Origin of the sequence: Williamsia herbipolensis (assembly GCF_000964005.1) — a bacterium.
Taxonomy (GTDB): Bacteria; Actinomycetota; Actinomycetes; order Mycobacteriales; family Mycobacteriaceae; genus Williamsia_A; species Williamsia_A herbipolensis.
In genome coordinates this window covers 1-22,872 of the sequence record NZ_JXYP01000042.1, presented here as the reverse complement: position 1 = coordinate 22,872, position 22,872 = coordinate 1, and the positions used below count along the sequence as shown (strand labels likewise).

Here is a 22,872-nt window from a genome sequence, read left to right as displayed (position 1 = left end):
TCTCAACGACAGACGAAAAAACCCCCGGTTGCAGCCGGGGGCTTTCGTAACAAAGTTTGTGAATCGAGTTCCCGCTCGATTCAACTGCTGAGACTTCGGCCCAACTCCTCAGAAGGACTGTCTTGTCTGACAGAGCCGATAGTAGCGCGCACCCAAAGGGTGCTGCAATCGCTCAACACACCGTGTCGGATCACGAAACCGACACGGGACCCACTACCCCCTACGCCGAGCTGCATCGCGTCATGCGAGGCCCCGGCCCCCTGGGGTACGCGTTCACCATCGCCCCGCCCGTCTCTGGCGTTCCCAAGGGTGCCCCGATCGATTCCCACACCGATCCCGCAGTGCTCATGGCGCGCGCAGAAGCCGTCGGCGGTGGCCACGCGGCCGCGGCGGTCTGCGGCGCGGTCCGCGCCGAGCTGCTAATCGTCGACATCGACAGTTGCGCCGAGCTCGCCAAGACCCAGGTCATCGATGCCGCGACCGACGCAGGAGCCGTATGGGGGTACGAGGCAGCCTCGGGGTCACCCGACTCCTGCCACCTCGGCTTCGCCGTAACCCCCGCCGTCCGCGTCGCCGCCGCCGCCGCGATCGCAGCGGTTCGCGCTCTGCACGGCCTCAGCAAAACTGACGTCGACGTTCGGTCAAAAGACCACCACCTCCGCTACCCCGGATCTGCTTCGCTGAAAGGCACCGGCCGCTGCGTCCCCGTCACCGCGGAGGGCGCCCCCATGACGGCAATCGCGGCCGCGAAGCGACTCAAGGCAGCTCTGGCGGCCGTCGACGACGGAGCCCTCGACCTCGAGGTAACCCCGTCGTCCGCAGCGGGCCCGCGCCGTCCGACCGCTCCCCCACCCTCCGCAACGGCGCCGCCGGTTCCTGTCGTAGACGACGAGGAGCTGGAGATCAGCCGGTGGGATTTGGAGCCTGAACGTGCCTGGCGGGCACCGACACCGATCGCCGCCGAGGGCTACCAAATTCTGGACAGATCGGTAGACCCCAAACTGCGGGAGCGGATCATGCGGGATCGCACGTCAGCAAGCTATACGGCGTCACCGGCGGACAAGGCCCGATGGAAGCGTGAGAACGGCTCCCAGCTGGCCACGGACGGGGCCTGGGTGGTCTACCGGTCGGGGATCAAGAGCTGGAAGCTCGCGCGGCCCTACTACCGCCGCTACCGGTGCTTCGCGAAGTTCGCTGCACTGGACGCTGCGGCCCGGGCCGCCGGTACCCCAGCCGTCCACAGCTTCAAGCACTGGCAGAGCGTCAAAGAGCGCGCCGAGTCCTGGCGACCCGCCATGCCGGCACCGGACGCCGCGTTCATCGCCCAGGTGCTCGACGAGATCGCCCGATGGGATGACCCAGATGCAGTCGCCGCCGCGGCCCAGATTGTCCACCAGCGCTTCGCCGATGGTCACGGCGCCGATATCCCCCGACCACTCGCCGAGCGCACAGTGGCTATCTGGCTGTCGGTATCGCCCAGCACCGCTCGCAAGCGCCTCACCACTCTCGTCGACCGCGGGCTGCTGTCCCTTGAAATCCCCCACGACCGGCACTCCAACCGTCATGAGGCGCACTGTTATCGGCTGCGCCTACCGTCACCGAAGTACCGCACGGAATGCGTGCATGACGTCACACGGGGGGGCACCTACACCCACCCCCTCTGGGGGGATCTAGGTCAATCAGCTCGGTACGTATACGACTGTTTGACCTCTGAGCCCTCGTCCACCAGTCGGTTAGCCGCTCTCACTCATCAACAGGTCGGAACTAGCACCTACGGCGTCCTGAGAGTGCTCAGGGCGTTGCAAGCCGCTGGCCTGGCTGACCGGCACGGCAGCGGAAATGCAACTACTTGGTGCCGGGGGCCTGCGTCCCTAGACGACGCTGCGCTTCAGGTCGGCACCATCGATCGGCACACCGCACTCGTCGCCACCATCAACACTGAGCGGAAGGCCTGGCACGCCACCACCCCCCGCACCAGTTACGCGGCGCGGTCCCGCCTGTCCTACCTGCGCAAACGACAGCACCACAACTACCGCACGACGGCGCCGGCGAACGACCAGCTGCGGCTGTACCTAGCTCCGACGGTCGACGATGCGGTCAGCACACCGCGGTACACGCTGGTGACTTCCAGTCCTGGCGCCGCCTACCAATCACGCTCCGCTACCGAGGAGGATGTAAGCCATGTGCCTGGCCCTGATCGCCTGGAACGTCGTTCCGGGTCACCGACTGATTCTCGCGAGCAATCGAGACGAGTTTCACTGGCGTCGAACCGAACCACTCCACCAGTGGAATGACAGCCCGATCGTCGCGGGCCGTGATTGCGCCGGCGGCGGCACATGGGTAGGAACCACCGCAACCGGGTCAGTGGGCCTGGTGACAAATGTTCGCAACGGCCTTCCGCTGCCGTCGAAATCGCGTCGTGACGCGCCCGACCGGTCCCGCGGACTCCTGATCAGCGACTACCTGGAGTCCCCCGAGTCCGCCACCTCGTTCGCACGCCAGTTGGAAGAGTCCGCAACTCGCTACGCGCCTTTCAACCTGATGGTCGGTGATGGCGAAGAACTGGTGTGGGTCTCCAACTACCGACAGTTCACAGCTCAATCCCTTGCACCAGGCTTCTATGGGCTGTCCAACGCCGAACTTGATAGTGACTGGCCAAAAGTGCAACGCGGCAAGGCCGAGTTCCAACGACACCTCGAATTGAATCCCCCTGGCGGGGGTCCAGCCTGGGAGTCGGCGATGTTCAACATCCTCGGCAATCAGTTGCGGCCGGATGACGAGGAACTCCCCTACACGCACGTCCCGCGCCAGATCGAACGGATGGTCAGCCCACGGTTTGTGCAAGCCGGCGTCTACGGCACCCGTGCGAGCACGCTCGTCGACATCCCCGACAACGGATTCCCACGCATCGTTGAGCGGCGTTTTGGATTATTCGGCCGGCGCCTTGGCAACGACGTAGCCATCTCCGCGGACCCCGGTCGAGCCACGAAGAGCTGAACGCCGGGCGGTGGCGAGGCCGCTGTGCACGGGGCTATCCAACAGTTCAGGCGCAGCAACGTTGCTTCACTCGATTGCCTTACCAGCCCGGATAGACCGTTAGCCATACCGCAAGACCGCTATCCCGCAAGCGGTTGAGGGGTCAATCCCGCGTGCCCGCTATACCGCAAGCGGTACATCTGCGATACCATCAATCCAGCAAACCAGATTGCGGGATTGATGGATTGCACGCTTTCCCGCACTCCCTCTTGCTGGCATTACCGCAGTACCGCGTTACCGCTTGTGGGAACGCGCGCAACACCGCTACACCGCATGACCGCATGCGGTATCAACCGCGAAGGGGAGTGGCCGAATGATTGTCTCGGTCGTCAACACCAAGGGCGGGGTGGGGAAAACCACCTCTAGCCTGTTCATAGCCAACGAATTCGCCCTGCAAGGTAAGACCGTGACCTTTGTCGACCTCGACAAACAGGGTTCGGCGACCTCCTGGGCCGACAAGGCGTCCGACCGCGGAACGCCCCTGCCGTTCAAGGTCGAGGTGTCCAACACCAAGCGACTGGGGCGCTGGAGCGAGTCGTTGGACCCGGAGTCAGTCCTGGTCATCGACACCCCGCCAGGGGATAGCGCGATCATCGATGCTGCGATCGACGCGGCAGACTTCGCAGTCATCCCCACCCAGCCGTCCGCAGCGGACACCGAGCGAGTGTGGGAGACCCTTCCGTCGCTGCCCAAGTCCACCATCTACGGCGTCCTCGTCACCGGAGCAACCCTGCACACGAAGCTCCTCACCACCACCCTCGCCGCGTTCGATGAAGAAGACATCTCACGCTTCGACACCGTCGTGCGGTTTCGGCAGGTCTACCGCCAGAGCTTCGGGCACCGCCCGCCACACGACAGCACCTACTCAGACGTCGTCGACGAGATCGTGGGTGCACTGTGAGCATCAAGAAGCCGGGAGACCCGAGCACCGAGGACATGCGGCCACGCAAGGCGGTGGCCACCAGCTTCATACGGCCATCCGACGGCGGGTCTCAGTCGCAACTGACCGTGCGAATTGATGCCGGGCTGCACAAACAGTTCAAGGCCGCGACCGCCATCGCCGACCAGTCGATGTCGGAAGTAATCGAAGACCTCATCCGTGAATGGGTCTCCAGCAAGCGGTAAATACCGCAACACCGCACGCGGCCCTGGCGGGCGTCGCCAAACTGACCCGCCAAGGCCGCTGACACAGACAAGGACTGTGCTGATGTATGACTCTACGAGCCCCTGGGTGCGCAAGTTGGCGATCGTCTACGCGACTGCGGTCGCCGTAGGTATCGCGATCGCAGCGTTCGTGCTCAGCTTCTCCGCCCTGTGGGACGTCGCCACACGCGTCTGCGGAACTTGTCAAGGTGTTTGAGTCCAGTGGGTGTCTAGTTTTAGGCGGCGATCGTGGTCTCCCGGTCTGTGTCAGGTTCGTCGGCGGGTTGATTGATCCAGGCGGCGTCGGGTAGCGCAAGTATTTTCGGTACGACACGCTCTGTGCTGAAACGGTGTGGATGCTGGGCGCGTGCGTTCTCGAGCACGGCTCGGCGCTGTACGTCTCGGTCTTCGGCCAGACCGTAGTGGATATCGGCGGGGGTGTGCAGGCCGATCCCGCTGTGCCGGTGTTCGTGGTTGTACCACTCGGTGAACTGGTCCATGAAATGTCTTGCCTGACTCAGCGATTGGAATCGTTCTGGGAATGTTGGTCCGTATTTGAGGGTTTTGAACAGTGATTCGGAGTAGGGATTGTCGTTCGAGACCCGTGGCCGCGAGTGGCTTCGGGTGACCTCCAGATCGGCGAGCAGCGTGGCCACGGTTTTGCTGGTCATCGAGGTTCCGCGGTCGGCGTGGACTACCTGTGGTATGCCGTGAACGTTGAAGATGTGTTCCATCAATTCCTTTGCCAGTACACCTGATTCGTGGGTGTGGACGTGTACGCCGACGATGTAGCGGGAGTAGATGTCGATCATCACGTAAGCATCGAAGTACTGGCCCTTGATCGGGCCGGCGAGCTTGGTGATGTCCCACGAGTACACCTGCCGTGGGGCGGTTGCGACCAACTCCGGACAGGCTCTGGCTGGATGCCGTGCTTGCCGTCGCCGGTCTTTGACCTGCTTGTTCTCGCCCAACACCCGATACATGGTGGACACCGAACACAGGTAGGTGCCCTCGTCGAGGAGTTGGGCGTAGATCTGCAACGGCGCCTGATCGACAAACCGTTCGCTGTTGAGGATCTGCAGAATATGTAGCCGCTCAGGGAGGCCGAGTTTGTTGACTGGCTCAGCACGTCGCGGGGAGATCGGCGGTGGTGGTGCCGCAGCCACTGCCCGGCGTCGTGCGGCGGTCGAGCGAACCATCCCGGTCAAGACGCTCGCGGTGCGGGTGCTGACCGTGGCGCGAAGGAGTTCGTCGTAGGCGGTGGTCACCGTTTGTAGTTCTTGTTGTCCGAATCCGCGCTCTCGGAGAGACTCTCCAAGAGCGCGTGTGCTTTTCCCATGATGTCGAGGGCTGCTTCGGTGGTCGAGAGTCGTTTGTTTGCTTTCGCCAACTCGCGACGCAGTTTCGCGATCTCGGCCTGTTCGGCGGTCAGTTTCCCCACCTTGTCGCCCGGGCCCTTGCCCTCAAGAACGCCTGCGTCGCGGTGCTTGCGCCATTCACAGATCAACGACGAGTACAGGCCCTCACGGCGAAGGTAGGCCCCGCCCTCGCCGTCGTGGCAGGCTTGTTCGTAGGCGGCCACATGCGCAGCCTTCTCTGCGGCGGTAAACCTCCGGCGGCGTCGGGGGCCATCTGCTCGCGGATGTTCAGGATCCATTCGTTCATTGTCGCTGGCCGAGGTGGCCATGGTCGTGGTGCTCACGATGTGCGTTGATTCCGTATCTCGCCCTGCATCAGACGGGGTTGCTATGAACCGATGTACTCAACTCACCCTGACACACAGGGCTGGCCAAATCGCCACCTGTCGTGGCTCGGACCGGCGATCGTCGACTCCACAATTCTCCAAGCAACCGTGAGCCTGGTCGTCGTCGCGCACACGACCAGGTCCTCCGAGCGGACCTACTTCTGGTCCCTGCTCGTTGGGGCTGCACTAACCAGCATCGCGGGCAATGCCCTGCACGCACTCATTCCAGCCGACCAACCCCTTCCGGGCCTCGTCGCCGCCGTAATCGCAACGATCCCCCCAGTGTTCCTATTGCTCTCAACCCACTCGCTCACGCTGCTCATCAGGCGGCGGCCGGATCGGATCGTCACACCGGTGTCGAACTACGGGCTGGCCGAGGCTCATGACCCGTCTGCGGGCCACACCATGCCGGCCGGCCTCGACGACGGGGCAGCAGTCAGGGCGCCAGGGGAGCGGCTGGCAGTGCTCGATCCTGTGTCGGCGCCCGGGGATGCGCGGCCTTTCCTCGATCCAGCGCGTGCACTGCGTGAGCGCCACAACTTCGACACCCCCACCAGCCGGATAGCGGCGATCCTGCACCACTTCCACACCAATCCCGAGGCCTCGAACCGCGAGCTGGGAGCGGCGGGCAACGTCCACCACAACACCGCCGCCAAGATCGTCAACGCCTACCGCGACACAGAACTTGTTTCGAACACACGTTCGTAGATACGGTGGTGAAGGTCCTGGGCCGCGCGGAGGGAAGCCGCAACGCCCGGGACCCTCAACCTTTCAACTTCTGTCGCGGAAGCTAAGGCCCCAGGTGGTCAGTGACCGATGTCTACAGATTCCAGGCCAAGATCGTCCGGGTAAGGGTGGGGGAGTGGCGCGAAACAGCACCGCGGCGATGTCCAGCGGCCGACTGCGACCTCACGCTGCCCCGCGCAATGCTTGTCGGCTGGGACAGTGGCATCGACCCACCGCATCGCATCTGGATATGCCGACGGTGTGAAGCAGTCATCCACAACCTCGCACCTGGTCAGCATCATGAAACGATGCGCCCGGTTCGGCTCGATCACTGCCAGCCTCACCAGCTAACTGACCACCGAGATCCGCACGAGGTGGGGGAGTAGGCGACGAGGGGCGGTCGAGCGAGGTGCGCGAAACCATTGCAGGACTGGACTCGAACCCTACGAAGCGCCCAGAACAGGAGAGCGACCAGTGACCTACAAGCAGCCAGTCAAACGCGGTCGCGGCCGACACGAGCTCATCGCATCCACACTGCGGTCGATCGCCTCGCGCGGACTGCACGCAACCACGTTGCGTGACATCGCCGCCGGCGCAGGTCTGTCGCTGGGGTCGACGACCTACCACTTCCCCGATCGCGCCGCTCTCATGGTCGGTGCGCTCGAGGAACACGTCACCGACACCGAACGTGTGATCGCGGCCGCGGACGTAATCTCCCGCGAGCGCCGCGACGCCCGAACCGATGGGGGAGTGCACTCCGCGCTCACCGCGCTTCTGGCCGATCGTGACCGGGTCCTCATCCGCCACGAGCTGCGCCTAGAAGCCACCCGCGACCCCGAGTATCGAGACCTGCACGTTCGTAGCCGCGCCGTGGTGCGCCGCATCGTGGCCAGCGCACTGCGCGCCGAAGGTCAGGCAGTCAGTGACGCCGCGGTCAACGCGCTCGCCACCGCGCTCGAGGACGCGGCTATCGAGGCCGCGGTCGACGACGAGGACCCTGCCAGCTTCACCGCCGCGATGACCACCCACCTCGACGAGGTGTTCGCCGCCAGGATCGCCGGCTAAGCCTCGGCAATGGTCGGGGAGTTGCCCACCGGTGATGGACTGCCGACACCGGGGCTGGTGGACGGCCTCCGGCTACCGCCGGGCCTGCACCCGACCACAACCCCGCGCCAGACCCACACCCGTGGACACCACCTCAGGCGCCGGCGAGCGGTTCAACCTCAGCACCCATCGCCGCGGCGTAGCGCCGCGCATCCTCAGCCTCGGCGGCGGTGAACGCCTGCACCGCGGCCGGGCGGCCCGCAGGCCGCACGATCAAAGCGAGATCAGACAGCGCCACCCGCGCCCGTTTCGGCGGCTGTGAGCTCGTCACCGACGCTCGCGAGGTGTCGACGGGATCTGTCATCTTCGGAGAATAAACCGAACGTCAGACAGCGAATGAAACGGTGTTGTCGGGCCTGCTGAGCAGTCGAATCGAATCCCCCGCCGGGGGAGCGGTCGGTCCCCCGACCACCGACCCGCGAAATGTCAGCCCAAACGGCCACACTCGTCGCCATGACCCCGACCCGCCTAGACCTCGACGACATCGTCGCCGTCGCCACAATTGTCGAAGCCATGCTCGGCCGACCCATGACACCCAACGAGTCATCGCGGCTGAAATCGGCCTACCAACGCGGCGGCACGCTCGCCGGATTCGCCGACGAAATCGCCGCCTGATCAGATAAGCCCAATCCCATTGTTGCGCAATTGATTACTGGTAACGAGACGTGTTGATGTAGGACGAGTTGTTGTTGCAGGTGAGGGCCGTCAAAGTCACTGAGTTGTTAGCCAAGGAGCTGTTGCGCGGCCTGGCGCGCGTCGGTGCCGGCGGTCGCGTTCGGGTCGATGCACGCGACCACACTGGCGCCTTCAATGAGAAGTAGCAGTTGACGGGCGGTTCGGTCGGGATCGGCCACATTGGCATGGGTCAGCATCTCCCCGAGCAGGTCCAGGTATCGACCGAGGTGTCGGCGGGCGATAGCGGCGATAGCGGGGTCGGCGCGGGTGTCGGTGACGGTGTTGACGACCGCGCAACCGTTGTACCCCGGTTCGGCAAACCAGTTGACCAGTAGGTCGAACAAGGCCATGACCCGCTCGGAACCCGCTGGAGCATTGTCTGTTTCGCGCCGCAGCCATCCATGGATTTTGTCGCTGTGGGCTTGCAGCATCGACTCGACCAAGATCTCTTTGGACGGGAAGTAGCGGTAGATACTCAGTTTCGACGCGTGGGCAGTCGCAGCAATCTCGTTCACCCCGACAGCGTGAACCCCTCTGTCGTAGAACAGCTCTGCGGCGACGCCGAGAATTCGGTCACGCGTCGCCGTCGTCGTCGTTGGTGCCACAGTCTGCTCCTACCCTCGTCTTCGCGTAGACAGTAACACTCTGTACTTATTAGGTACCGATCTGTACTGTCTGCGAAATGTTGCTGACTGAGCGCGTGCCGGTGAGACGACTGTGGTTCGCCATTTTGTGTGGCTATCTGGCGCTCGGTGCGACTCTGCAGCAGCTCCCCGGTTACCTCGTGTCCCGGTTCGATGCCGGGCCGTTTGTGGTTGGCACGGTTGTGGCAATTGCGTTTCTGGGTACCGCGGCAGCGCGTCCCTACGCGGGCCGCGCCGGCGACCTCGGGTTCAGTCGCGATGTGGCCGCAGTGGGTTCGCTGGTTGTGGTCCTCGCTGCGGTTGGCCATCTGCTGGCGCCCACCATCGCCCTGTTGATCGTCGCCCGTCTGGCGATGGGCGTAGGGGAGGGGATGCTGTTCTCGGCAACGTTGCCGTGGGTGCTCACCGCGACACCCGCCGATCGCAGGGGACAAGTGGCTGGATGGTTCGGGCTGTCGATGTGGTCGGGACTCAGCGTCGGCCCTCTACTAGCCGGACTTGCGGGTCATGTCGGCGGTGATCGTGCTGTGTGGTCGCTGGTCATCGCACTACCTGTGTGCGCGGCGGGATTGCTGTTGTCCATTGGTCGCCAGGGACCCTCGACGCAGTGGCGCCGGATCGTCTCTGTCGATCCGCGAGTTCTCGTGCCGTCTGGCGGTGGGGGACCGGCCGTGTCCTTGGGGTTGTCGGCGTATGGGTACGGGACGTTGACAGCGCTACTCATCCTGTACCTGTCCACAGCGAAACTGGGCGGTGAGGCGGTTGCCCTGTCGCTGTACGCCGCAGCATTCCTTATTGCACGCACTATCGGCAGTCCGCTCGTCGACCGCTGCGGCGCGCGGCCGATCGCTGTCGGAACCCTGCTGATCCAAGCCACCGGCCTGACCGTTGTTGCGCTGGCGGCTAGTACCCCTGTGGTTTTGATCGGTGTTGTGCTCACCGGCGTTGGAGTGGGAAGTATCTACCCGGCAACCAGTGCGATGACTCTCGACCGCACGACGAGCACCGGGCCAGGAGTAGCAATGGGCACGATGACCTCGTTGTGGGACTTGGGAATTCTCATCGCCGGTCCAGTCGGGGGTCTGCTCGCCGCGGCCACCGGCTACCGCTGGGTATTCGTCGCCGCAGCTGGGGGCGCCCTATTGGCGTGCCTCGCCGCCGCCCTGACCAAGTCCCCCCACCGGTCACCGCTACCCACTCGCGGTGCCTGATGTATCAGACCCGACGAAAGGTAGCTATGGCGACAATCCGCCCCATCGAATCCAGAGATTCCGACCAATGGTCCCCAGTGTTCGAGCAGTATCGAGCCTTCGATCACTTAGCCCCAGATCCTGCGGTGATCAAAAAAGTTTGGGGCTGGCTCTCCGATCCGCAGCACAACCTCGACGCCCTCGTCGTCGAGGACCACTCCGAAATTGTTGGCTTCGCGCTCTATCGACAGTTCCCGCGACCTGTCACTGCAACGACAGGGGTCTACCTTGATGACCTCTACGTCGTGCCTAGCAGTCGCGGCCGCGGGCACGCCCAACAGCTGATAACCGCCGTAACCGACATAGCCAACGCGAATCACGCAACCCTCATCCGTTGGATCTGCGCCCAAGACAACACCATTGCGCAGCACCTATACGAACGGATCGCCACACGAACCGCCTGGATCACCTACGAGGACACGATGCAATAGCCCGCAGATGCCAGAGCAAGTAGCCCCTCGACGACCTAAGCCACTTGCTGTCCACCGTCGCACCCACGACATGCCCACAGCGCGACCTGCCGCCTGCGACGAAAGCCGCAGTGCAGCAACGTGATACTCGTCCTATTTTACTGGTAACGAGACGTGTTGATGTAGGACGAGTAGATCAGACCAGCTCAGAGGCGCAATCGACGCCAACGCGGAAGGTTCCGTTCTAGGACGCGAGGTAGTCGCTGCCGCCGACGAATACCGTTCGCGCGACGGTGCCACCTTGTTCGATCTCGTCGCATACGGCCGCCGAGAACTCGACAATCGTCGGCAGCGGGCCCAGGCCGCGTCGCTGGTCGACCGCTTCTGAGTTTCGACGGTGCAGGAGCTTTACGATCATCGTTCCTTCGATCATGTCTCCCGATACCACTGACAGTCCGATGCCGCGGGTGGCGAGCTCGGTGTGGCGTTGTCGCACTGCGTCTTCACCCGCACGCTTGCTCGTGGCCACCGGCAGGTAGCCATCGGGTGCTGCCCGGGAGCCGATGAAGTGCGCTTGGTGGCTTGTTACATATACGACTCGAGATCCAGATTTCATCAGCTCGCGGGCGGCATCAAGGACGCGCAACTGGGCGTCCCGGTTTATCGCAAGCGGATACGTCGGGTCGGCTCCACGCTCGAGGCCGCCTGAAGCGTTGAGCACGATTGCATCGAGTTGGCCAGCTGCTCTGGCGATTTCGTCAATCATCGCGGCTACCTGGGACGTGACTGTCAGATCGGCGGCGATCGCGACTGCCGATCCGCCCGCCGCGATGATCTCGTCCACCAGGTTCTCGGCTCGTTTGCGCTTCTCGCGGTAGTTGATTACGACGTGATGACCCCGGGCTGCCAACATTCGTGCGGTTTCCGCACCCACCCCTCGAGAGGCTCCGGTCACCAAGATGGTCTTCTGTTTCGGCATTCAACCCGACTCTCAGTAGTGCTTCTTGTTTAGAAGCGAAGTATGCTAGTTCGAAATGAGAAGCACAAGTGCCCTCGGGCCGGGGGTTGGTGAGCGCGAAGCTGGCGTCTATGCGGTGATGGATTTGCTTGGCCAGCGTTGGATGCTCCGCGTGATCTGGGAGCTGGAGCCGGGACCCTTGGGGTTTCTGGAGTTGCGTCGCCGGATGGGCAACTGCTCATCGAGCATGTTGGCCGATCGACTTGCCACCCTAGTGCTCGCCGAGGTCGTCACGAAGCTGCCAAACAAGTCGTATGAACTCACTCCCATTGGCGAGGAGTTGGGGGAGGCGCTCGAGAATGTGTGGAAGTGGGTCGACGCCCGACCCGCTCCTTTGATCCAGGCCGCGCGAGACGCAGATGTTGGCGCCAACGCGCGACGACGCGTTGATCCGGTCTGACATACAGCAATTTTCGGTACGACGGGGAGCTCGGCCAAGGTCTACCTGGCGGCCCGACACGACTCGATCCAGGCGCATCGGAATGACGAAAAGCGTTGTGCGCCATGGTCTGGACTCGTCCTAGTTGCGTGCCGATAATTTATATTATGTCAGGTAGTGGTCGAAACCCGCTGTTGGAAGCGTTGTTTGGGACCCAACTTGTCTTCTGAAAACCGATTCTGGCTGCGGCGGTGTTGGCGTGGATTTGCGTCACCTGCGTGGCTTCTAGGTCCATAGTGGGAGTGCTTCCCATCCAGCGGGAAATCCCATCTCTGCGGTGGTGCGGTTGTCGAATTGGTCGAAAGACGTGGTGACCAGCTCTTTGACCTGTTGTGTCCAGGTGCTGCCCGGCGATGTGGTCCGAAGTAGGACGCCAATCATGCACAGAGTTCCGAATAACTTCTCGGACTGGTCTGTTGGTAGACCCTCGAAGCCCTGTAGAGCCCGCAGTGCGGCTGTGGTCGCTGGTGGAAGTTGTCGGTTCCACAGTCTGCTGTGGTGAGCTCCGATGTTGCGGACAACACTGAGTTGGAGTAGCCAACTTTCCAAGGCGGGGTTTTGGCGCCATTTGCGGCGCTGTCGGCGTTGAGCCGCTGAAGAGGCGGTGCCATTGGGTGGCGGAGGCGTTATGCCGAACCATGTGCTGAGCGTTTGCTGGTCGGCGCTGCGCATCCCGGCGAACAGTTTCGACAGGTCGGCAAAGTCCAAGACATCAGTGAGAACCCAGATCGGGAGTTGGCCACCGTATTTCGTGAAGTGGTGATCAACGAAGGCATCTCGTCCTCGGCTGCGGGCGATCCGCCCGCGAGCGGTCTGCAGCCATCCTGCGTGATCGAACCCGGGTCGGAAGTTGCCGGGGTCCTCGTGCGCCATCGGACTGATTTCGCCGAGGATGTGACCTAGCTGGCTGCGCATCGCAACCTCGACACGCTCGATGCCGCTGTGGACCTTGCTCTTGAGGTGGCGGTCGAACTCATACAGTCTGACGACCTCATCAAGCGAGGTCCCGTCGCGGAAGGTGTCGAGTGGGCGGAGGCGATTGGCGGGGTTTGCTTCCCGAAATGGGTACCAGTATCCGCTGAGCCTGTAGTAGCCGACAGCAGAAAGCCACTGCGTGGCCACTGCGTCGTCAAGGGCCATCCCCCGGTCCCGTAGGCGTGCGATTTGGTCAGCGACAGGAAGGAAAGGTTTGGGAGGTAGCGGCGGGTGAGATGGCGTCACCCTGCAAATATAAATCCGGCCCACTCCCGGGACAGTAGGTTCCGGGGCGGGCCGAACGATTACGACTGATGATAAGGGGCAGTTGGCCCAGGCGCAAGAAGACGGGCTGACGGCCAGTGCGACCTGTCTCACCGGTCGCACGAAACTGGTATCGCACGTTGCCGGCCGACTGCGACGACGCGAAGACGTCGATGCCTGCGCCTACTTCCGTAACAGCGATTGGGCGCGCTCGATGCGCTCTCGGAGACCTTGCTGAAAGTTCTCGTCGCCCGCCACGGTGCCGATGTGGCTGTCGATGGCTGCGCGGATGACCTCGGATACGGGCTGATTCGACACGCTGGCAACCGTTTCGAGCATCTCGGCTTGCTCGGGGGACAGTCTGATGGTCATGGCCTTGTGCGACATGGCGCAAAGCATACTCCGGGCCACCACATTGGAGAAGCCTTCTAGGTAGACTGGTTGCGTGATACCGTGGTATCACGGTGCCAAGAGGTGCTGCCCCATCTCCAGCCTTAGGAGCTGTTCATGACCAAGCCCACACACCCACGCGAGGTTGTGCTTCACATCGACGGATCTCAGTACCACCACCCGGCCGGCCCGATCACCCCTGCCCAGATCCGTCGGATACCAAATCCGGACATTGCTCAGGACAAGCAGATCTGGCTCGACATCGACGATGCCCAGGACCGGTTGCTCGCCGAGGATGCGCAGATACAGCTCGGCGGCGGCGAGCACTTCTACAGCGAGGTTCCTGCCATCACTCTCACATTCGATCGCTCCGCCTACGAGGTGTCGGTCCGCAAGATGACGGGCGCCGAATTGCGGGTTGTCCCCTCCCCGGACGTGGCAGCGGATCGGGATCTGTGGCTGGACGTGCCGGATGCGCGGGACCGCAAGATTCAGGACGAGGACGTCATCACCCTCGTCGACAAGATGCGCTTCTTCACTGCCCCCGGGCGCATCAATCCGGGTGCGGCAGGTGTCGACCGATGAAGCTGCCAGCAGTCGACGCACGGTTTCTCAACGACTCCGGAATCTCGTACAGGACCTTCGACGACGGTTCCGGAATGCTGAGCGTGGAACTCCTCGACCTCCCCCTCCCGCAGGGCTTGAGCTCGGAGAGCGCGAACGTGCTCTTTCGGCTGTCCGCGAACTATCCGGACGCTCAGCCTGACATGTGGTGGCTGATCCCTCACCTGACCACGGCAACTGGCGGCGTCATCGCTGCCACGGAGATTCAGGAGACATTCGACGGCCGGGTGTGGCAGCGTTGGTCGCGTCACTTGGACGCCGGCGCATGGCGACCCGGTGTTGACAGCCTCGAAAGTTACGTGCGGCTGTTGCGCAACGAGCTGTCGACGGCCGCGGCATGACCGCCGGCGGAGACGGACTCGGCGCCACGGCTGGATCAGCCGCGTCGGTCATTCGTGTGACCGAGGCGGTTTACAGCGAACTCATCTCCATGGCGAAAGGGCCCGTCGAGTCCGCTGCAGTTCTCCTCGCCCGGGTCGATGATGAGGGAACCGCGACACAAATTGTCGTGACGGCGGTTCACCCCGTCCCCGAATACGCCTACCACGTCAGGACCGACCGGAGTCTGGAAGTTTCCTCCGATGGTTACATGCCCGCACTGGCGGCTGCGGAAACGCAGGGCGCGGTCGCGATCTGGGTGCACACTCACCCAGGTGACGGTGCGAAAGTCGCCCCCAGTCGTCACGACCTACAGGTCAACTCCGAGTTGTTGCCGGTCTTTGCTCTTCGCTCCTCGCCGGCCGCCTACGGCTGGATGGTGCTAGGGCACCAGGACGGCCACCTCTCGTTCACCGGTGCCCTCGAATTCGAAAACGGTGCCGCCCATCCCGTGACAAGGATGTCGGTAGTGGGGGCCAGGTTTCAGCGGATCGTGGCCCAGGACAACCGGGACCGGCCGGCCGGCCGCGAAGAATCCGGCCACGAAGCCAACCTGCCGGATCTGTTCGACCGCAACATCCGTGCTCTGGGGACGGAAGTGCAAAAAGTCATCAACGATCTCACTCTCGCCGTCGTCGGCGCCGGCGGCACAGGGTCCGCCGTCGCCGAGCAGCTCGTCAGACTCGGAGCTCGTCACATCGTGCTGATCGATCCCGACACACTCTCTGCCAGCAACACCACCCGGGTCTACGGTTCCACCCCTGCCGACGTCGGCAGACACAAGGTGGACGTGCTTGCCGACCACCTCGCTCGTATAGCCCCGGACCTCGATGTCCGAACGGTCGTGGGCTCAATCACTAAGCAGTCGGTCGCACGCCTTCTTGCAGAAGCAGACGTGGTGTTCGGGTGCACCGACGACAACGCCGGACGTCTACGCCTGTCGCGACTCCCGTACTACTACCTCATCCCGGTCATCGACTGCGGCATCAAACTCGATTCGGATACCGACGACATCATCTCGGGCATTTTCGGGCGGGTCACCATCGTGTACCCCGGAACAGCGTGTCTGCTGTGCCGCGACCGCGTGGACACGGCGATGGCCGATGCCGAGGTACGGACCGCCGAGGAGCACGGGAAGCTGATGAAGGAGGGATATGCGCCTGCACTACCCGGCGTCGAACCTGCGCTCGTTCCGTTCACCACCATGACCGCAGCCTGGGCAGTGTCAGAGTTTCTTGAACGACTGATCGGCTACGGCGAAGATCCCTCACCGTCGGAACTGCTGATGCTCATCCACGAGCGGCGGATCAGCGGTAACGCACAACGCCCCACGGTCGGACACTATTGCGACCCTGACACCGATTTGGAGTACGACCGCGATATGTTCCTCGGCATGAACTGGTCGTTGTGAGCACGATTCGAGGTGGCCTCCGGAGCTGCGTAAGGCACCTTCATGCACTCCTGTTCCGGCCCTTACGGATACAGAAGACCCCGTATAGCTCCGTGGTTACTGTGCCCGAGCGACTTCCTCGGCGATCCGTGGCCTTAGTTCGCAAAGGCGGACAGGATCAATGGCTGGTGTTCGACTGCCCATGCCGCGCGGGGCACCGCGTGATGCTCGCACTTGATCGCCGGGTGCGACCCCACTGGACCGTGACCGCAGCGGACCCTCTGACGTTGTGCCCTAGCGTCGACGAACATAGCGACAACAGACGATGCCACTACCTAATCAAGCAAGGAAAGGTCATCTGGGTATGACGGACTCACCGAAGGCTCCCCTTCCCGACGAGGTCGTCACCGACAAGCCGCCGCTCCCCACGCCAGCCACCCCGTCCCCTGCAACGACGACCCCCTCCGCAGGTCGTGCCATGCGACGAACCCCGCTGTTCGAGGCAATTAACGCCGCCCGCTATTCACGCCAGACGCTGATACGCGAGATCGAGGCTCAGACTGGAAACACATTGCTCTGCATCGTGTCTGAACACGGTCAGATCGCAAAGTCGCACGCAACCGCCGTCGTTGATCTGCTGCATAATGTTCCCAACGGCGCCGACATCGATCTCCTGCTCAACTCCCCCGGTGGCGACATCGACACGGCCGAGAAGCTGACCACCCTGGTCAGGAAGAAGGCCGGTGCAGGCACCATCCGCGTCATCGTCCCGGACTATGCGAAGAGCGCCGCGACACTGATCGCTCTGGGCGCCGACCAAGTCGTCATGAGCGACACCTCTGAACTCGGACCCATCGACCCCCAGGTCACCCTGCCGGACACCGCCGGCGGCGGAACTTCAATTCACTCCGCCAGGAGCTACATCGACGCGTACGAGCAGCACGCGCAAGCCCTGCGCACCGATCCCGAGGATCCGGTCGCACGGCTCATGCTCAACAAATTCGATCCGGCTGTTCTCGAGAAGCTGACACGCGCATCGAAGCGATCCACCGTCATCGCATCAGAATTGCTGCAGACTGCGATGATCAAGCGCAAGGACGATGCTGACGCACTCGCGGCGAAACTGTCGGACACCGCGCAATGGCATTCGCACGGACAGATGATCGGGCACGAACACTGTTCCGGCTTGGGGCTAACGGTGACCTACCTCGATCCCCGAAGTGACCTCTGGGAAACGTTGTGGCGACTGTACTGTCTCCAAGCGTATTCGCTCCCAACCGGCGGGACGTTGTTCGAGAGCAAGGTGGCCTCTCTCCCGCTGTGAGTCCCGGGGTCGCCCCCGGTGCCATGTGTGTCGACGCCAGCGGCGACCGGTCTTCCGGCGGAAACGGCGTGCCGTACGCGGCTGACGGCGCTCAAACTGGCGCTACAAGCCCGCAGCGTCGAACTCTACCGATTGCCAACTCCCGGCATCGTCAGTGCGTTCAAATGAACATTTAACGAACTCCATCGCGGCGCGGTTGTTGAACGATCGGTGCTTCGCTGTTGCGAACCGGTACTTGCCGTGTTCCGTGCGATTTAGGCCCACACAGTGCAGTCGGACTGCTGCAAACACTGTTGTTTACGAGCCAGCATTGCAGTGACGCTCGTGAAGCGGGAAGGCCGCATTTCTGAAACCAGGCAAGAGACGTAAATCGCACGAAACAGAACAAAAGGACAAAGTCAAAAAAAGTTGGGCACATTTCTCCGATACAGCCTGCAACGGGGTGCTTACGGTGTTTAACTAAGTGTCCGCTGGAACCACAGTCAAATCGGAGGAGGCCCCCGTGCCAGCCGTTACTCATGCCTATTTTGCCGATGTGTCCGCAAGTCAATCGGTCGTTGACGACAGATACCCCTACCAGGTGCTTTCTATCAAGTCGAACGACGGCACAATTGAAGACCCAAACTTCGCGGCAAACTACAAATGGATGCTGGGCGCTATCCAGTCCGGGAAACTCACCTTCGGGATTGTCTACTTCTACTGGGAAACAAACTGGCAAGACTGCGTGCGAATTCATGAACAAATGATCAACGCAAACGGCGGATTAAGCCCTCGGGTTGTCAGCATGATTGACGTGGAATCAGGCAATGGCCAGATCACCGGTGACCAGTCGGCGGCCCTAAACGCTACCTACAACGCGCTCGCGCAGTACCATGGAAATACCGCGGCGAGGGTTATTGGTTACTGCAACCCAGGGAACGGCGACTTGAACACGCTGTGGCCGAATAGACCGTCCACCCTCAGTTTCATTTACCCCGCGTATGGGACGGATGACCCAAGCTTGCCAAACGAAGTTGCTTGGCAATACACCGACGGCACAATCACCCCTCCCGCCGGCAACCCCATAGGCGCGCCACCGTTCGGTAATTGCGACATGAATCGCTCAGTCAAGTCTCTGACGGAGTTCGCATTTGCCTGCGGCATAGACAGCAGCACGCCGACACCTCCACAGCCTGGCGGCGGGATACAACCGGCGTCTATTAACAAGTTCAAGTCGGGCTTTATGGGGCCTGTGTCGTCAGACGTAAAAGACGTTCGGCAGCAACTCACGGGCGGCCGCGACCAGGGGCAGTATCCAGGGTGGCCTCAGCTGGGTGGTCGCTCCCTTACCGACGGTGTCGCAGCCGTACTGCAGGCAATTCAAAACCGGCCACCCGGTTAAGAGGCTGGACCTGAACCAATCTGATATTCAGTCAAAACAACCAAGGAGAACACAACATGTCCGACGTAGATCTCGTAAATCAGTACACCGCAAAGTTTGACGGACCTATCGGCAGCGACGTGAAGGATATTCGGCAGCAACTCACGGGCGGCCGCGACCAGGGGCAGTATCCAGGGTGGCCCCAGCTGGGCAACCGCAGCGTCACCGACGCTCTCGCGGCAATCGGAGCGCACCTGGGCATATCCGGGTTCTACGATCCACTTGCCCGCAACACGTGACTGCCTACACTGGTTGCTTACGTCACACCGTTGGTAGGGCCCCGTTTTTGCTAGCCCTCTGCACGCTCCCACTCCTCATCGCAGGCGTGGGAGCGTGTGGATCGTCTACAACGAGCGGCGATGATCAGCATGTCAAGACAGTGGCGTCGGCGCCTGAGAATCCAGATGGTCCCCAGTCGTCTGCTCAACAAGCAGACGGCGATGACCGCGGGGAGTTGTCCTCAGGTGCGCCATCAGCCAAAGCTGACACGGCGACACCTCCGTGTGAGGCCGGCAGCTTAAGGGCGACTCTGGCGGCACCCGACAACAGCGCAGGCACAAGTCGCACGGCAATCATTTTTACGAACGGCGGTATGAACGCATGCTCGCTGCAGGGGTATCCAGGTGTCTCCTTCGTTGGTAACGGTGACGGGACTCAACTGGGCTTGCCTGCCGCTCGTCTCGCAGCAACCAGCTCCCAAGCGATTGTTCTCGAGGCAGCAGGAAAAGCCGCGGCGGACCTGGTTGTGTCGAACGGTGCGGTGACCGCAGATTGCGAACCAGTCAAGGCGGATGGAATCCGAGTCTACCCGCCGAATAGTACTACATCGCTATTTGTACCCGCCCTTGCTGCATTCAAAACATGCAGCACTAAACAAGTTCCAGTGTTGCGGGTCGGCGCAGTGCATGCTCTGTCGAACTAGCTGACTCTTTTACGAGGCCGTTACAAATGTATAGTGCCCGATACAGATTGGTAAAGATGAGTACGCCAACATTTCCGTTGCCAGCCGGCTACTACTACGGTCCGGTGAATGGTCCCCAGCAATCAATTTCAGGTCAATATCAGACCGACAAGCCCGAGTGGGTAGCTGGTTTAAAGTTGTGGCAACAATCGTTGGGCATCGAAACCACCGGAATATGGGATGAAGTAAGTCGATGTCACGCGCAACTTCTGCAAGTATCTAAAGGATGGCAGGCGCCACCAGGTAATGGGTATATATACCTGAAAGAGTGGAACGAAGTAGTGCAGGGAGGTTGGCGACCGGAGGTGGGTAAGTCGCCGCAGTTTGCCCGTTTCATAGGCGATATCACTGGCGTCCCGATCACTGGTCAATTTGGTGTTGGCGGCACCGATTTAGGAATCCCATTCCGCCTTGGTAATGGCTCTGTGATGTACCTCTTCGGAGACACTTTCGAGGGCGAAAAGCCCGGTTCGGCAGGTTGGCGGTCTCCAGTGGGATTGAGGTCGCAAACCGGTGCCACCGCCGGAACAAGTTTGGCAACGGGAGTCCGATGGGACAACGCCGCTGGCGGTGGATACGCCAAGGAGCTCACCGAGAACTATCACCAGACGAAGATCGCGGTGGGAAAAGGCGGTGCATACTCATTTTCTGAGTACTCAGTGATCCCATCTGGCGCCGTCTACGTGAACGGCAAGGGATACATGTTTACTTCGTCCGTGCATGATTGGAATTCAAAAAACTGGATCACCAATTTCTGTTTCGTTTCGACCTGCTCAGATATCTATGGAGAGAACTGGAGTAGGTCAGACACGTTTTGGCCGAATAATGGCCGTGCTGATCTGCATCAGCAAATAACCGTCGCGGATGGTCGGGATGGATATATCTACGCTGTTGGCAGTAGTTTTTCCCGCGCCATCCCCGGAATGCTTCTTATGCGAGTAGAAGCAAACGAAGCATCGCTTCTCGATATTGGATCGTGGAACGAATGGGGTTTTCAGAACAACATGTGGTCCTGGGGTCCGCCTGGTCACGGAACGCCATTCCTGTCGGACTCGTGCGGCGAAACAAGCCTGCAGAAGGTGGGCGATAAGTGGGTTTTCGCATACTTTGACCCCGACCGCTACAGCGTGGTCATACGAGTTACTGATGAGATCGATCATGTTTGGTCTGACCCGGTGGCGTACGTTCATGGCGGAGATTGGTTGCCTGCCTACGATCGTGGCTATGGCTATCCCGCGGGATCCTATGCACAATTGTATGGCGGGTACATTCACCCAGACTCAACACCCGATAGCCTGTTTTTGACAGTTTCGCAGTGGAATACAGGCGCTGGCCACCCGTATAGAGCCATGCTGTTCGAAGTGTCCCTGCCGTAGCTGTGCCCGCAATGGTCTCGCGCCTGTATCGTCGCAGGCGCGCTGAACCCCCACTTCTGCGCGGTGTCGACGAGGTCGCCGGTGGCGGCCGACAGCATCTACGGCGAAGTCCAGGAGGCTTTCGCGGAAATGAAACGACTCCGGAAGGTGCCACGCAAGCTGTGGACCGACGCTCGCACACTGCGGTATCTCAACGCCATGGCCACGGCCGGCCGCGTCTTCGATTGATGTCGGATCGTAAACCGGCGCTGGTCACACACTCTGCGCGGACGATGACGGACTTCCGCATGTCCCACGGTCACCCGTCCCCGGAGGACGCAATCCACCTCGCCACCAGACGAGCCGACGGCCTCGAGATCTGGCAGACCGACAAAACCGACATGCTCGACCCACCCGAGTGGCCGCGCGGACCTCGCGGCGCGGTCTTCTACCGCGGAATCGCCGCGGCCAACGTCCCCACCGTCATGACTAACGGCATTGACGTGCCGCCCAAGGCAGCGTTCTTCCTCACTGACTCAAGGGCGTACGCCTGGGAACATCCGATGGGGTCGGCTCCGCGAGCGCTACTTCTGTATGACAGACAGCACCTGCGACGCAGCTTCGTCCGCGAACCAAATCCCAGGCCCGCTGACTGGACAGTCGACAAAACCCTCTACCCCAGCGAGTACATCGATCCCCACACCGACACCCGAGTTCACACACGCTTCGGCGACCGCCACTACTTTCCAGGGCTAGCAGCAGAGTCGCTGTACGGCTACTGGTCCCCGGCCGATCCCAACGACGCGCTGTTGGGCGTCATTGTCGGTGGCCCCATCGAGCTCGTCACCGACCTACTCGCACCATTCGACCTCGACTGGCACACGAGGCAGACCTCGTAACCTCACTCGCCTAACACAGCCGGCGGAACCGAAGGCCCCGCCAATCCCATCGCCTGATCCGCCGACAACACCGGCGAGTAATCCGGACGCGCATCCCGAACAGTGACCTCAGCCGGTCCACCCGCCTGGATAGATGGCTCGGTCCACACGACGTTCGAGTGCTCGTCGAGAACCACCCGAAACCCCATCGGGCCTGTGATCAACCGATAGGTATCGCCGGCAAATTCCGTGGTCGCTCCATCACGGTTCACGATGACGATGTGTTGCTGTGTCGATCGACTCATGCACACGACCTTAGCGACTCACAGCAACGCAGACAGCGCACCAGACACGCTGGAGCTACCGCGACACCGGCACCCTCCCGGACAAACGCCGCTCCCGCACAACTGGCTCCCAGCCCGGCCGCGGTCGAGCTAGCTAGATAGCTCTCTTGCCGCCAGCACCGTCGGGCCGGGGCGAACTGGGTGATGCTGCGCATCCCCACTCGGAGCTCCCTGCGGTCGCACTGCCAAGAGCTTTCCTGTTTTCCCTTCTGGCCGTCCGATTTTGACCGGCGTCGTCCGCCGCACAACAGCGCTACGCGGCCTCCGGCGGGACCGCCACCACTTTCCAGACCCCTCGCGATGCTCGGTGGAAACTGCCGTCGGCTCCCCTGTTGTGCTCTGTCCTCCTATGCCGGTCTTTATCTCCCTTGCCAGAAGGG

The 22,872-nt window shown here is 62.0% G+C and carries 28 protein-coding genes; 21 read left to right on the top strand and 7 right to left on the bottom strand.

Annotated features, from left to right (window positions below; translation table 11 throughout):
* Positions 1–182: 182 nt before the first annotated feature.
* The 4 genes from TU34_RS23765 to TU34_RS21570 all read left to right on the top strand — a co-directional run bounded on the left by TU34_RS23765 (position 183) and on the right by TU34_RS21570 (position 4,161).
* The gene (locus TU34_RS23765; RefSeq protein ID WP_160298573.1) at positions 183–2,294 is read left to right on the top strand and encodes a hypothetical protein; all 2,112 of its coding nucleotides are present in this window, start codon (positions 183–185) and stop codon (positions 2,292–2,294) included.
* On the top strand, positions 2,182–2,997 hold the full coding sequence (locus TU34_RS22745; RefSeq protein WP_045824990.1) for an NRDE family protein: 816 nt from the start codon (positions 2,182–2,184) through the stop codon (positions 2,995–2,997). The genes TU34_RS23765 and TU34_RS22745 overlap by 113 nt, the downstream gene beginning before the upstream one ends.
* 352 nt (positions 2,998–3,349) lie before the next feature.
* Positions 3,350–3,937: a ParA family protein gene (locus TU34_RS21575; protein WP_045824989.1), complete on the top strand. Its 588-nt coding sequence runs from the start codon at positions 3,350–3,352 to the stop codon at positions 3,935–3,937.
* Positions 3,934–4,161, top strand: coding sequence for a plasmid partition protein ParG (locus TU34_RS21570; RefSeq protein ID WP_045824988.1), 228 nt, complete (start codon positions 3,934–3,936; stop codon positions 4,159–4,161). The genes TU34_RS21575 and TU34_RS21570 overlap by 4 nt, the downstream gene beginning before the upstream one ends.
* A gap of 254 nt (positions 4,162–4,415) precedes the next feature.
* Here TU34_RS21570 and TU34_RS21565 read toward each other — a convergent pair.
* A protein-coding gene (locus TU34_RS21565; RefSeq protein ID WP_150116669.1) for an IS3 family transposase occupies positions 4,416–5,836 on the bottom strand; the annotation gives its coding sequence in 2 pieces (ribosomal slippage) (positions 4,416–5,492 and positions 5,495–5,836; 1,419 coding nt in all).
* A gap of 195 nt (positions 5,837–6,031) precedes the next feature.
* Here TU34_RS21565 and TU34_RS22575 point away from each other — a divergent pair.
* The gene (locus tag TU34_RS22575; RefSeq protein ID WP_052689168.1) at positions 6,032–6,631 is read left to right on the top strand and encodes a hypothetical protein; all 600 of its coding nucleotides are present in this window, start codon (positions 6,032–6,034) and stop codon (positions 6,629–6,631) included.
* Between the two features lie 492 nt (positions 6,632–7,123).
* Positions 7,124–7,714: a TetR/AcrR family transcriptional regulator gene (locus TU34_RS22570; RefSeq protein ID WP_052689166.1), complete on the top strand. Its 591-nt coding sequence runs from the start codon at positions 7,124–7,126 to the stop codon at positions 7,712–7,714.
* Between the two features lie 133 nt (positions 7,715–7,847).
* Here TU34_RS22570 and TU34_RS21545 read toward each other — a convergent pair whose 3' ends face one another.
* Positions 7,848–8,057, bottom strand: coding sequence for a hypothetical protein (locus TU34_RS21545; RefSeq protein ID WP_045824985.1), 210 nt, complete (start codon positions 8,055–8,057; stop codon positions 7,848–7,850).
* A 149-nt stretch (positions 8,058–8,206) separates the two neighbouring features.
* On the opposite strand from TU34_RS21545, the gene TU34_RS24005 reads away from it, so the two are divergent.
* On the top strand, positions 8,207–8,368 hold the full coding sequence (locus TU34_RS24005; RefSeq protein ID WP_160298572.1) for a hypothetical protein: 162 nt from the start codon (positions 8,207–8,209) through the stop codon (positions 8,366–8,368).
* Between the two features lie 107 nt (positions 8,369–8,475).
* Here the strand turns inward: TU34_RS24005 and TU34_RS21540 are convergent, their stop codons facing one another.
* Positions 8,476–9,033: a TetR/AcrR family transcriptional regulator gene (locus TU34_RS21540; protein WP_045824984.1), complete on the bottom strand. Its 558-nt coding sequence runs from the start codon at positions 9,031–9,033 to the stop codon at positions 8,476–8,478.
* A 77-nt stretch (positions 9,034–9,110) separates the two neighbouring features.
* Between TU34_RS21540 and TU34_RS21535 the strand changes: the two genes are divergently transcribed.
* Both TU34_RS21535 and TU34_RS21530 read left to right on the top strand, forming a co-directional pair.
* Positions 9,111–10,283: an MFS transporter gene (locus tag TU34_RS21535; protein WP_045824983.1), complete on the top strand. Its 1,173-nt coding sequence runs from the start codon at positions 9,111–9,113 to the stop codon at positions 10,281–10,283.
* 26 nt (positions 10,284–10,309) lie between these two features.
* The gene (locus tag TU34_RS21530) at positions 10,310–10,753 is read left to right on the top strand and encodes a GNAT family N-acetyltransferase (protein WP_045824982.1); all 444 of its coding nucleotides are present in this window, start codon (positions 10,310–10,312) and stop codon (positions 10,751–10,753) included.
* 223 nt (positions 10,754–10,976) lie between these two features.
* Here TU34_RS21530 and TU34_RS21525 read toward each other — a convergent pair whose 3' ends face one another.
* Positions 10,977–11,711, bottom strand: a complete 735-nt coding sequence (locus TU34_RS21525) for an SDR family oxidoreductase (RefSeq protein WP_045824981.1) — start codon at positions 11,709–11,711, stop codon at positions 10,977–10,979.
* 55 nt (positions 11,712–11,766) lie between these two features.
* Here TU34_RS21525 and TU34_RS21520 point away from each other — a divergent pair, with 55 nt between their 5' ends.
* A complete protein-coding gene (locus TU34_RS21520; protein ID WP_045824980.1) occupies positions 11,767–12,150 on the top strand; it encodes a winged helix-turn-helix transcriptional regulator in 384 nt (127 codons plus the stop codon).
* 264 nt (positions 12,151–12,414) lie between these two features.
* Here the strand turns inward: TU34_RS21520 and TU34_RS23300 are convergent, their stop codons facing one another.
* Complete coding sequence (locus tag TU34_RS23300) at positions 12,415–13,329, bottom strand: Abi family protein (RefSeq protein WP_082080518.1); 915 nt, start codon at positions 13,327–13,329, stop codon at positions 12,415–12,417.
* A gap of 282 nt (positions 13,330–13,611) precedes the next feature.
* Complete coding sequence (locus tag TU34_RS21515; protein ID WP_150116654.1) at positions 13,612–13,815, bottom strand: hypothetical protein; 204 nt, start codon at positions 13,813–13,815, stop codon at positions 13,612–13,614.
* A gap of 120 nt (positions 13,816–13,935) precedes the next feature.
* On the opposite strand from TU34_RS21515, the gene TU34_RS21510 reads away from it, so the two are divergent.
* The 11 genes from TU34_RS21510 to TU34_RS21490 all read left to right on the top strand — a co-directional run bounded on the left by TU34_RS21510 (position 13,936) and on the right by TU34_RS21490 (position 22,169).
* A complete protein-coding gene (locus tag TU34_RS21510; RefSeq protein WP_150116653.1) occupies positions 13,936–14,403 on the top strand; it encodes a multiubiquitin domain-containing protein in 468 nt (155 codons plus the stop codon).
* Positions 14,400–14,783, top strand: coding sequence for an E2/UBC family protein (locus tag TU34_RS21505; protein ID WP_052689163.1), 384 nt, complete (start codon positions 14,400–14,402; stop codon positions 14,781–14,783). Before TU34_RS21510 ends, TU34_RS21505 begins: the two co-directional genes overlap by 4 nt.
* Positions 14,780–16,231, top strand: coding sequence for a ThiF family adenylyltransferase (locus TU34_RS21500; RefSeq protein WP_045824977.1), 1,452 nt, complete (start codon positions 14,780–14,782; stop codon positions 16,229–16,231). The genes TU34_RS21505 and TU34_RS21500 overlap by 4 nt, the downstream gene beginning before the upstream one ends.
* Positions 16,228–16,578, top strand: coding sequence for a ubiquitination-like system serine protease family protein (locus TU34_RS24705; protein ID WP_476756165.1), 351 nt, complete (start codon positions 16,228–16,230; stop codon positions 16,576–16,578). Before TU34_RS21500 ends, TU34_RS24705 begins: the two co-directional genes overlap by 4 nt.
* Positions 16,575–17,534: an SDH family Clp fold serine proteinase gene (locus tag TU34_RS21495; protein ID WP_160298571.1), complete on the top strand. Its 960-nt coding sequence runs from the start codon at positions 16,575–16,577 to the stop codon at positions 17,532–17,534. The genes TU34_RS24705 and TU34_RS21495 overlap by 4 nt, the downstream gene beginning before the upstream one ends.
* 502 nt (positions 17,535–18,036) lie before the next feature.
* A complete protein-coding gene (locus tag TU34_RS23295; protein ID WP_203225513.1) occupies positions 18,037–18,915 on the top strand; it encodes a glycoside hydrolase family 25 domain-containing protein in 879 nt (292 codons plus the stop codon).
* A gap of 56 nt (positions 18,916–18,971) precedes the next feature.
* On the top strand, positions 18,972–19,193 hold the full coding sequence (locus TU34_RS23290) for a hypothetical protein (RefSeq protein ID WP_082080516.1): 222 nt from the start codon (positions 18,972–18,974) through the stop codon (positions 19,191–19,193).
* Positions 19,091–19,876, top strand: coding sequence for a DUF4232 domain-containing protein (locus TU34_RS24680; RefSeq protein ID WP_082080515.1), 786 nt, complete (start codon positions 19,091–19,093; stop codon positions 19,874–19,876). Before TU34_RS23290 ends, TU34_RS24680 begins: the two co-directional genes overlap by 103 nt.
* Before the next feature lie 56 nt (positions 19,877–19,932).
* Positions 19,933–21,291, top strand: a complete 1,359-nt coding sequence (locus tag TU34_RS23280) for a DUF4185 domain-containing protein (RefSeq protein WP_160298569.1) — start codon at positions 19,933–19,935, stop codon at positions 21,289–21,291.
* An 81-nt stretch (positions 21,292–21,372) separates the two neighbouring features.
* Positions 21,373–21,519: a hypothetical protein gene (locus TU34_RS24000; RefSeq protein ID WP_160298568.1), complete on the top strand. Its 147-nt coding sequence runs from the start codon at positions 21,373–21,375 to the stop codon at positions 21,517–21,519.
* A 44-nt stretch (positions 21,520–21,563) separates the two neighbouring features.
* A complete protein-coding gene (locus TU34_RS21490; RefSeq protein WP_045824975.1) occupies positions 21,564–22,169 on the top strand; it encodes a hypothetical protein in 606 nt (201 codons plus the stop codon).
* Between the two features lie 2 nt (positions 22,170–22,171).
* Here TU34_RS21490 and TU34_RS23755 read toward each other — a convergent pair whose 3' ends face one another.
* Positions 22,172–22,453, bottom strand: coding sequence for a hypothetical protein (locus tag TU34_RS23755; RefSeq protein WP_150116652.1), 282 nt, complete (start codon positions 22,451–22,453; stop codon positions 22,172–22,174).
* Between the last annotated feature and the right edge of the window lie 419 nt (positions 22,454–22,872).

Excerpts from the sequence above, each read along its gene's own strand:
- TU34_RS23300 (WP_082080518.1), bottom strand. The coding sequence starts at position 13,329 with ATGGCCCTTGACGACGCAGTGGCCACGCAGTGGCTTTCTGCTGTCGGC.
- TU34_RS21575 (WP_045824989.1), top strand. The coding sequence starts at position 3,350 with ATGATTGTCTCGGTCGTCAACACCAAGGGCGGGGTGGGGAAAACCACC.
- TU34_RS21510 (WP_150116653.1), top strand. The coding sequence starts at position 13,936 with ATGACCAAGCCCACACACCCACGCGAGGTTGTGCTTCACATCGACGGA.
- TU34_RS23290 (WP_082080516.1), top strand. The coding sequence starts at position 18,972 with ATGTCCGACGTAGATCTCGTAAATCAGTACACCGCAAAGTTTGACGGA.
- TU34_RS24005 (WP_160298572.1), top strand. The coding sequence starts at position 8,207 with ATGACCCCGACCCGCCTAGACCTCGACGACATCGTCGCCGTCGCCACA.
- TU34_RS21505 (WP_052689163.1), top strand. The coding sequence starts at position 14,400 with ATGAAGCTGCCAGCAGTCGACGCACGGTTTCTCAACGACTCCGGAATC.
- TU34_RS21490 (WP_045824975.1), top strand. The coding sequence starts at position 21,564 with ATGACGGACTTCCGCATGTCCCACGGTCACCCGTCCCCGGAGGACGCA.
- TU34_RS21545 (WP_045824985.1), bottom strand. The coding sequence starts at position 8,057 with ATGACAGATCCCGTCGACACCTCGCGAGCGTCGGTGACGAGCTCACAG.
- TU34_RS22745 (WP_045824990.1), top strand. The coding sequence starts at position 2,182 with ATGTGCCTGGCCCTGATCGCCTGGAACGTCGTTCCGGGTCACCGACTG.
- TU34_RS21500 (WP_045824977.1), top strand. The coding sequence starts at position 14,780 with ATGACCGCCGGCGGAGACGGACTCGGCGCCACGGCTGGATCAGCCGCG.
- TU34_RS21520 (WP_045824980.1), top strand. The coding sequence starts at position 11,767 with ATGAGAAGCACAAGTGCCCTCGGGCCGGGGGTTGGTGAGCGCGAAGCT.
- TU34_RS23280 (WP_160298569.1), top strand. The coding sequence starts at position 19,933 with ATGAGTACGCCAACATTTCCGTTGCCAGCCGGCTACTACTACGGTCCG.
- TU34_RS23755 (WP_150116652.1), bottom strand. The coding sequence starts at position 22,453 with ATGAGTCGATCGACACAGCAACACATCGTCATCGTGAACCGTGATGGA.
- TU34_RS21530 (WP_045824982.1), top strand. The coding sequence starts at position 10,310 with ATGGCGACAATCCGCCCCATCGAATCCAGAGATTCCGACCAATGGTCC.
- TU34_RS21495 (WP_160298571.1), top strand. The coding sequence starts at position 16,575 with ATGACGGACTCACCGAAGGCTCCCCTTCCCGACGAGGTCGTCACCGAC.
- TU34_RS21535 (WP_045824983.1), top strand. The coding sequence starts at position 9,111 with ATGTTGCTGACTGAGCGCGTGCCGGTGAGACGACTGTGGTTCGCCATT.
- TU34_RS21515 (WP_150116654.1), bottom strand. The coding sequence starts at position 13,815 with ATGTCGCACAAGGCCATGACCATCAGACTGTCCCCCGAGCAAGCCGAG.
- TU34_RS21525 (WP_045824981.1), bottom strand. The coding sequence starts at position 11,711 with ATGCCGAAACAGAAGACCATCTTGGTGACCGGAGCCTCTCGAGGGGTG.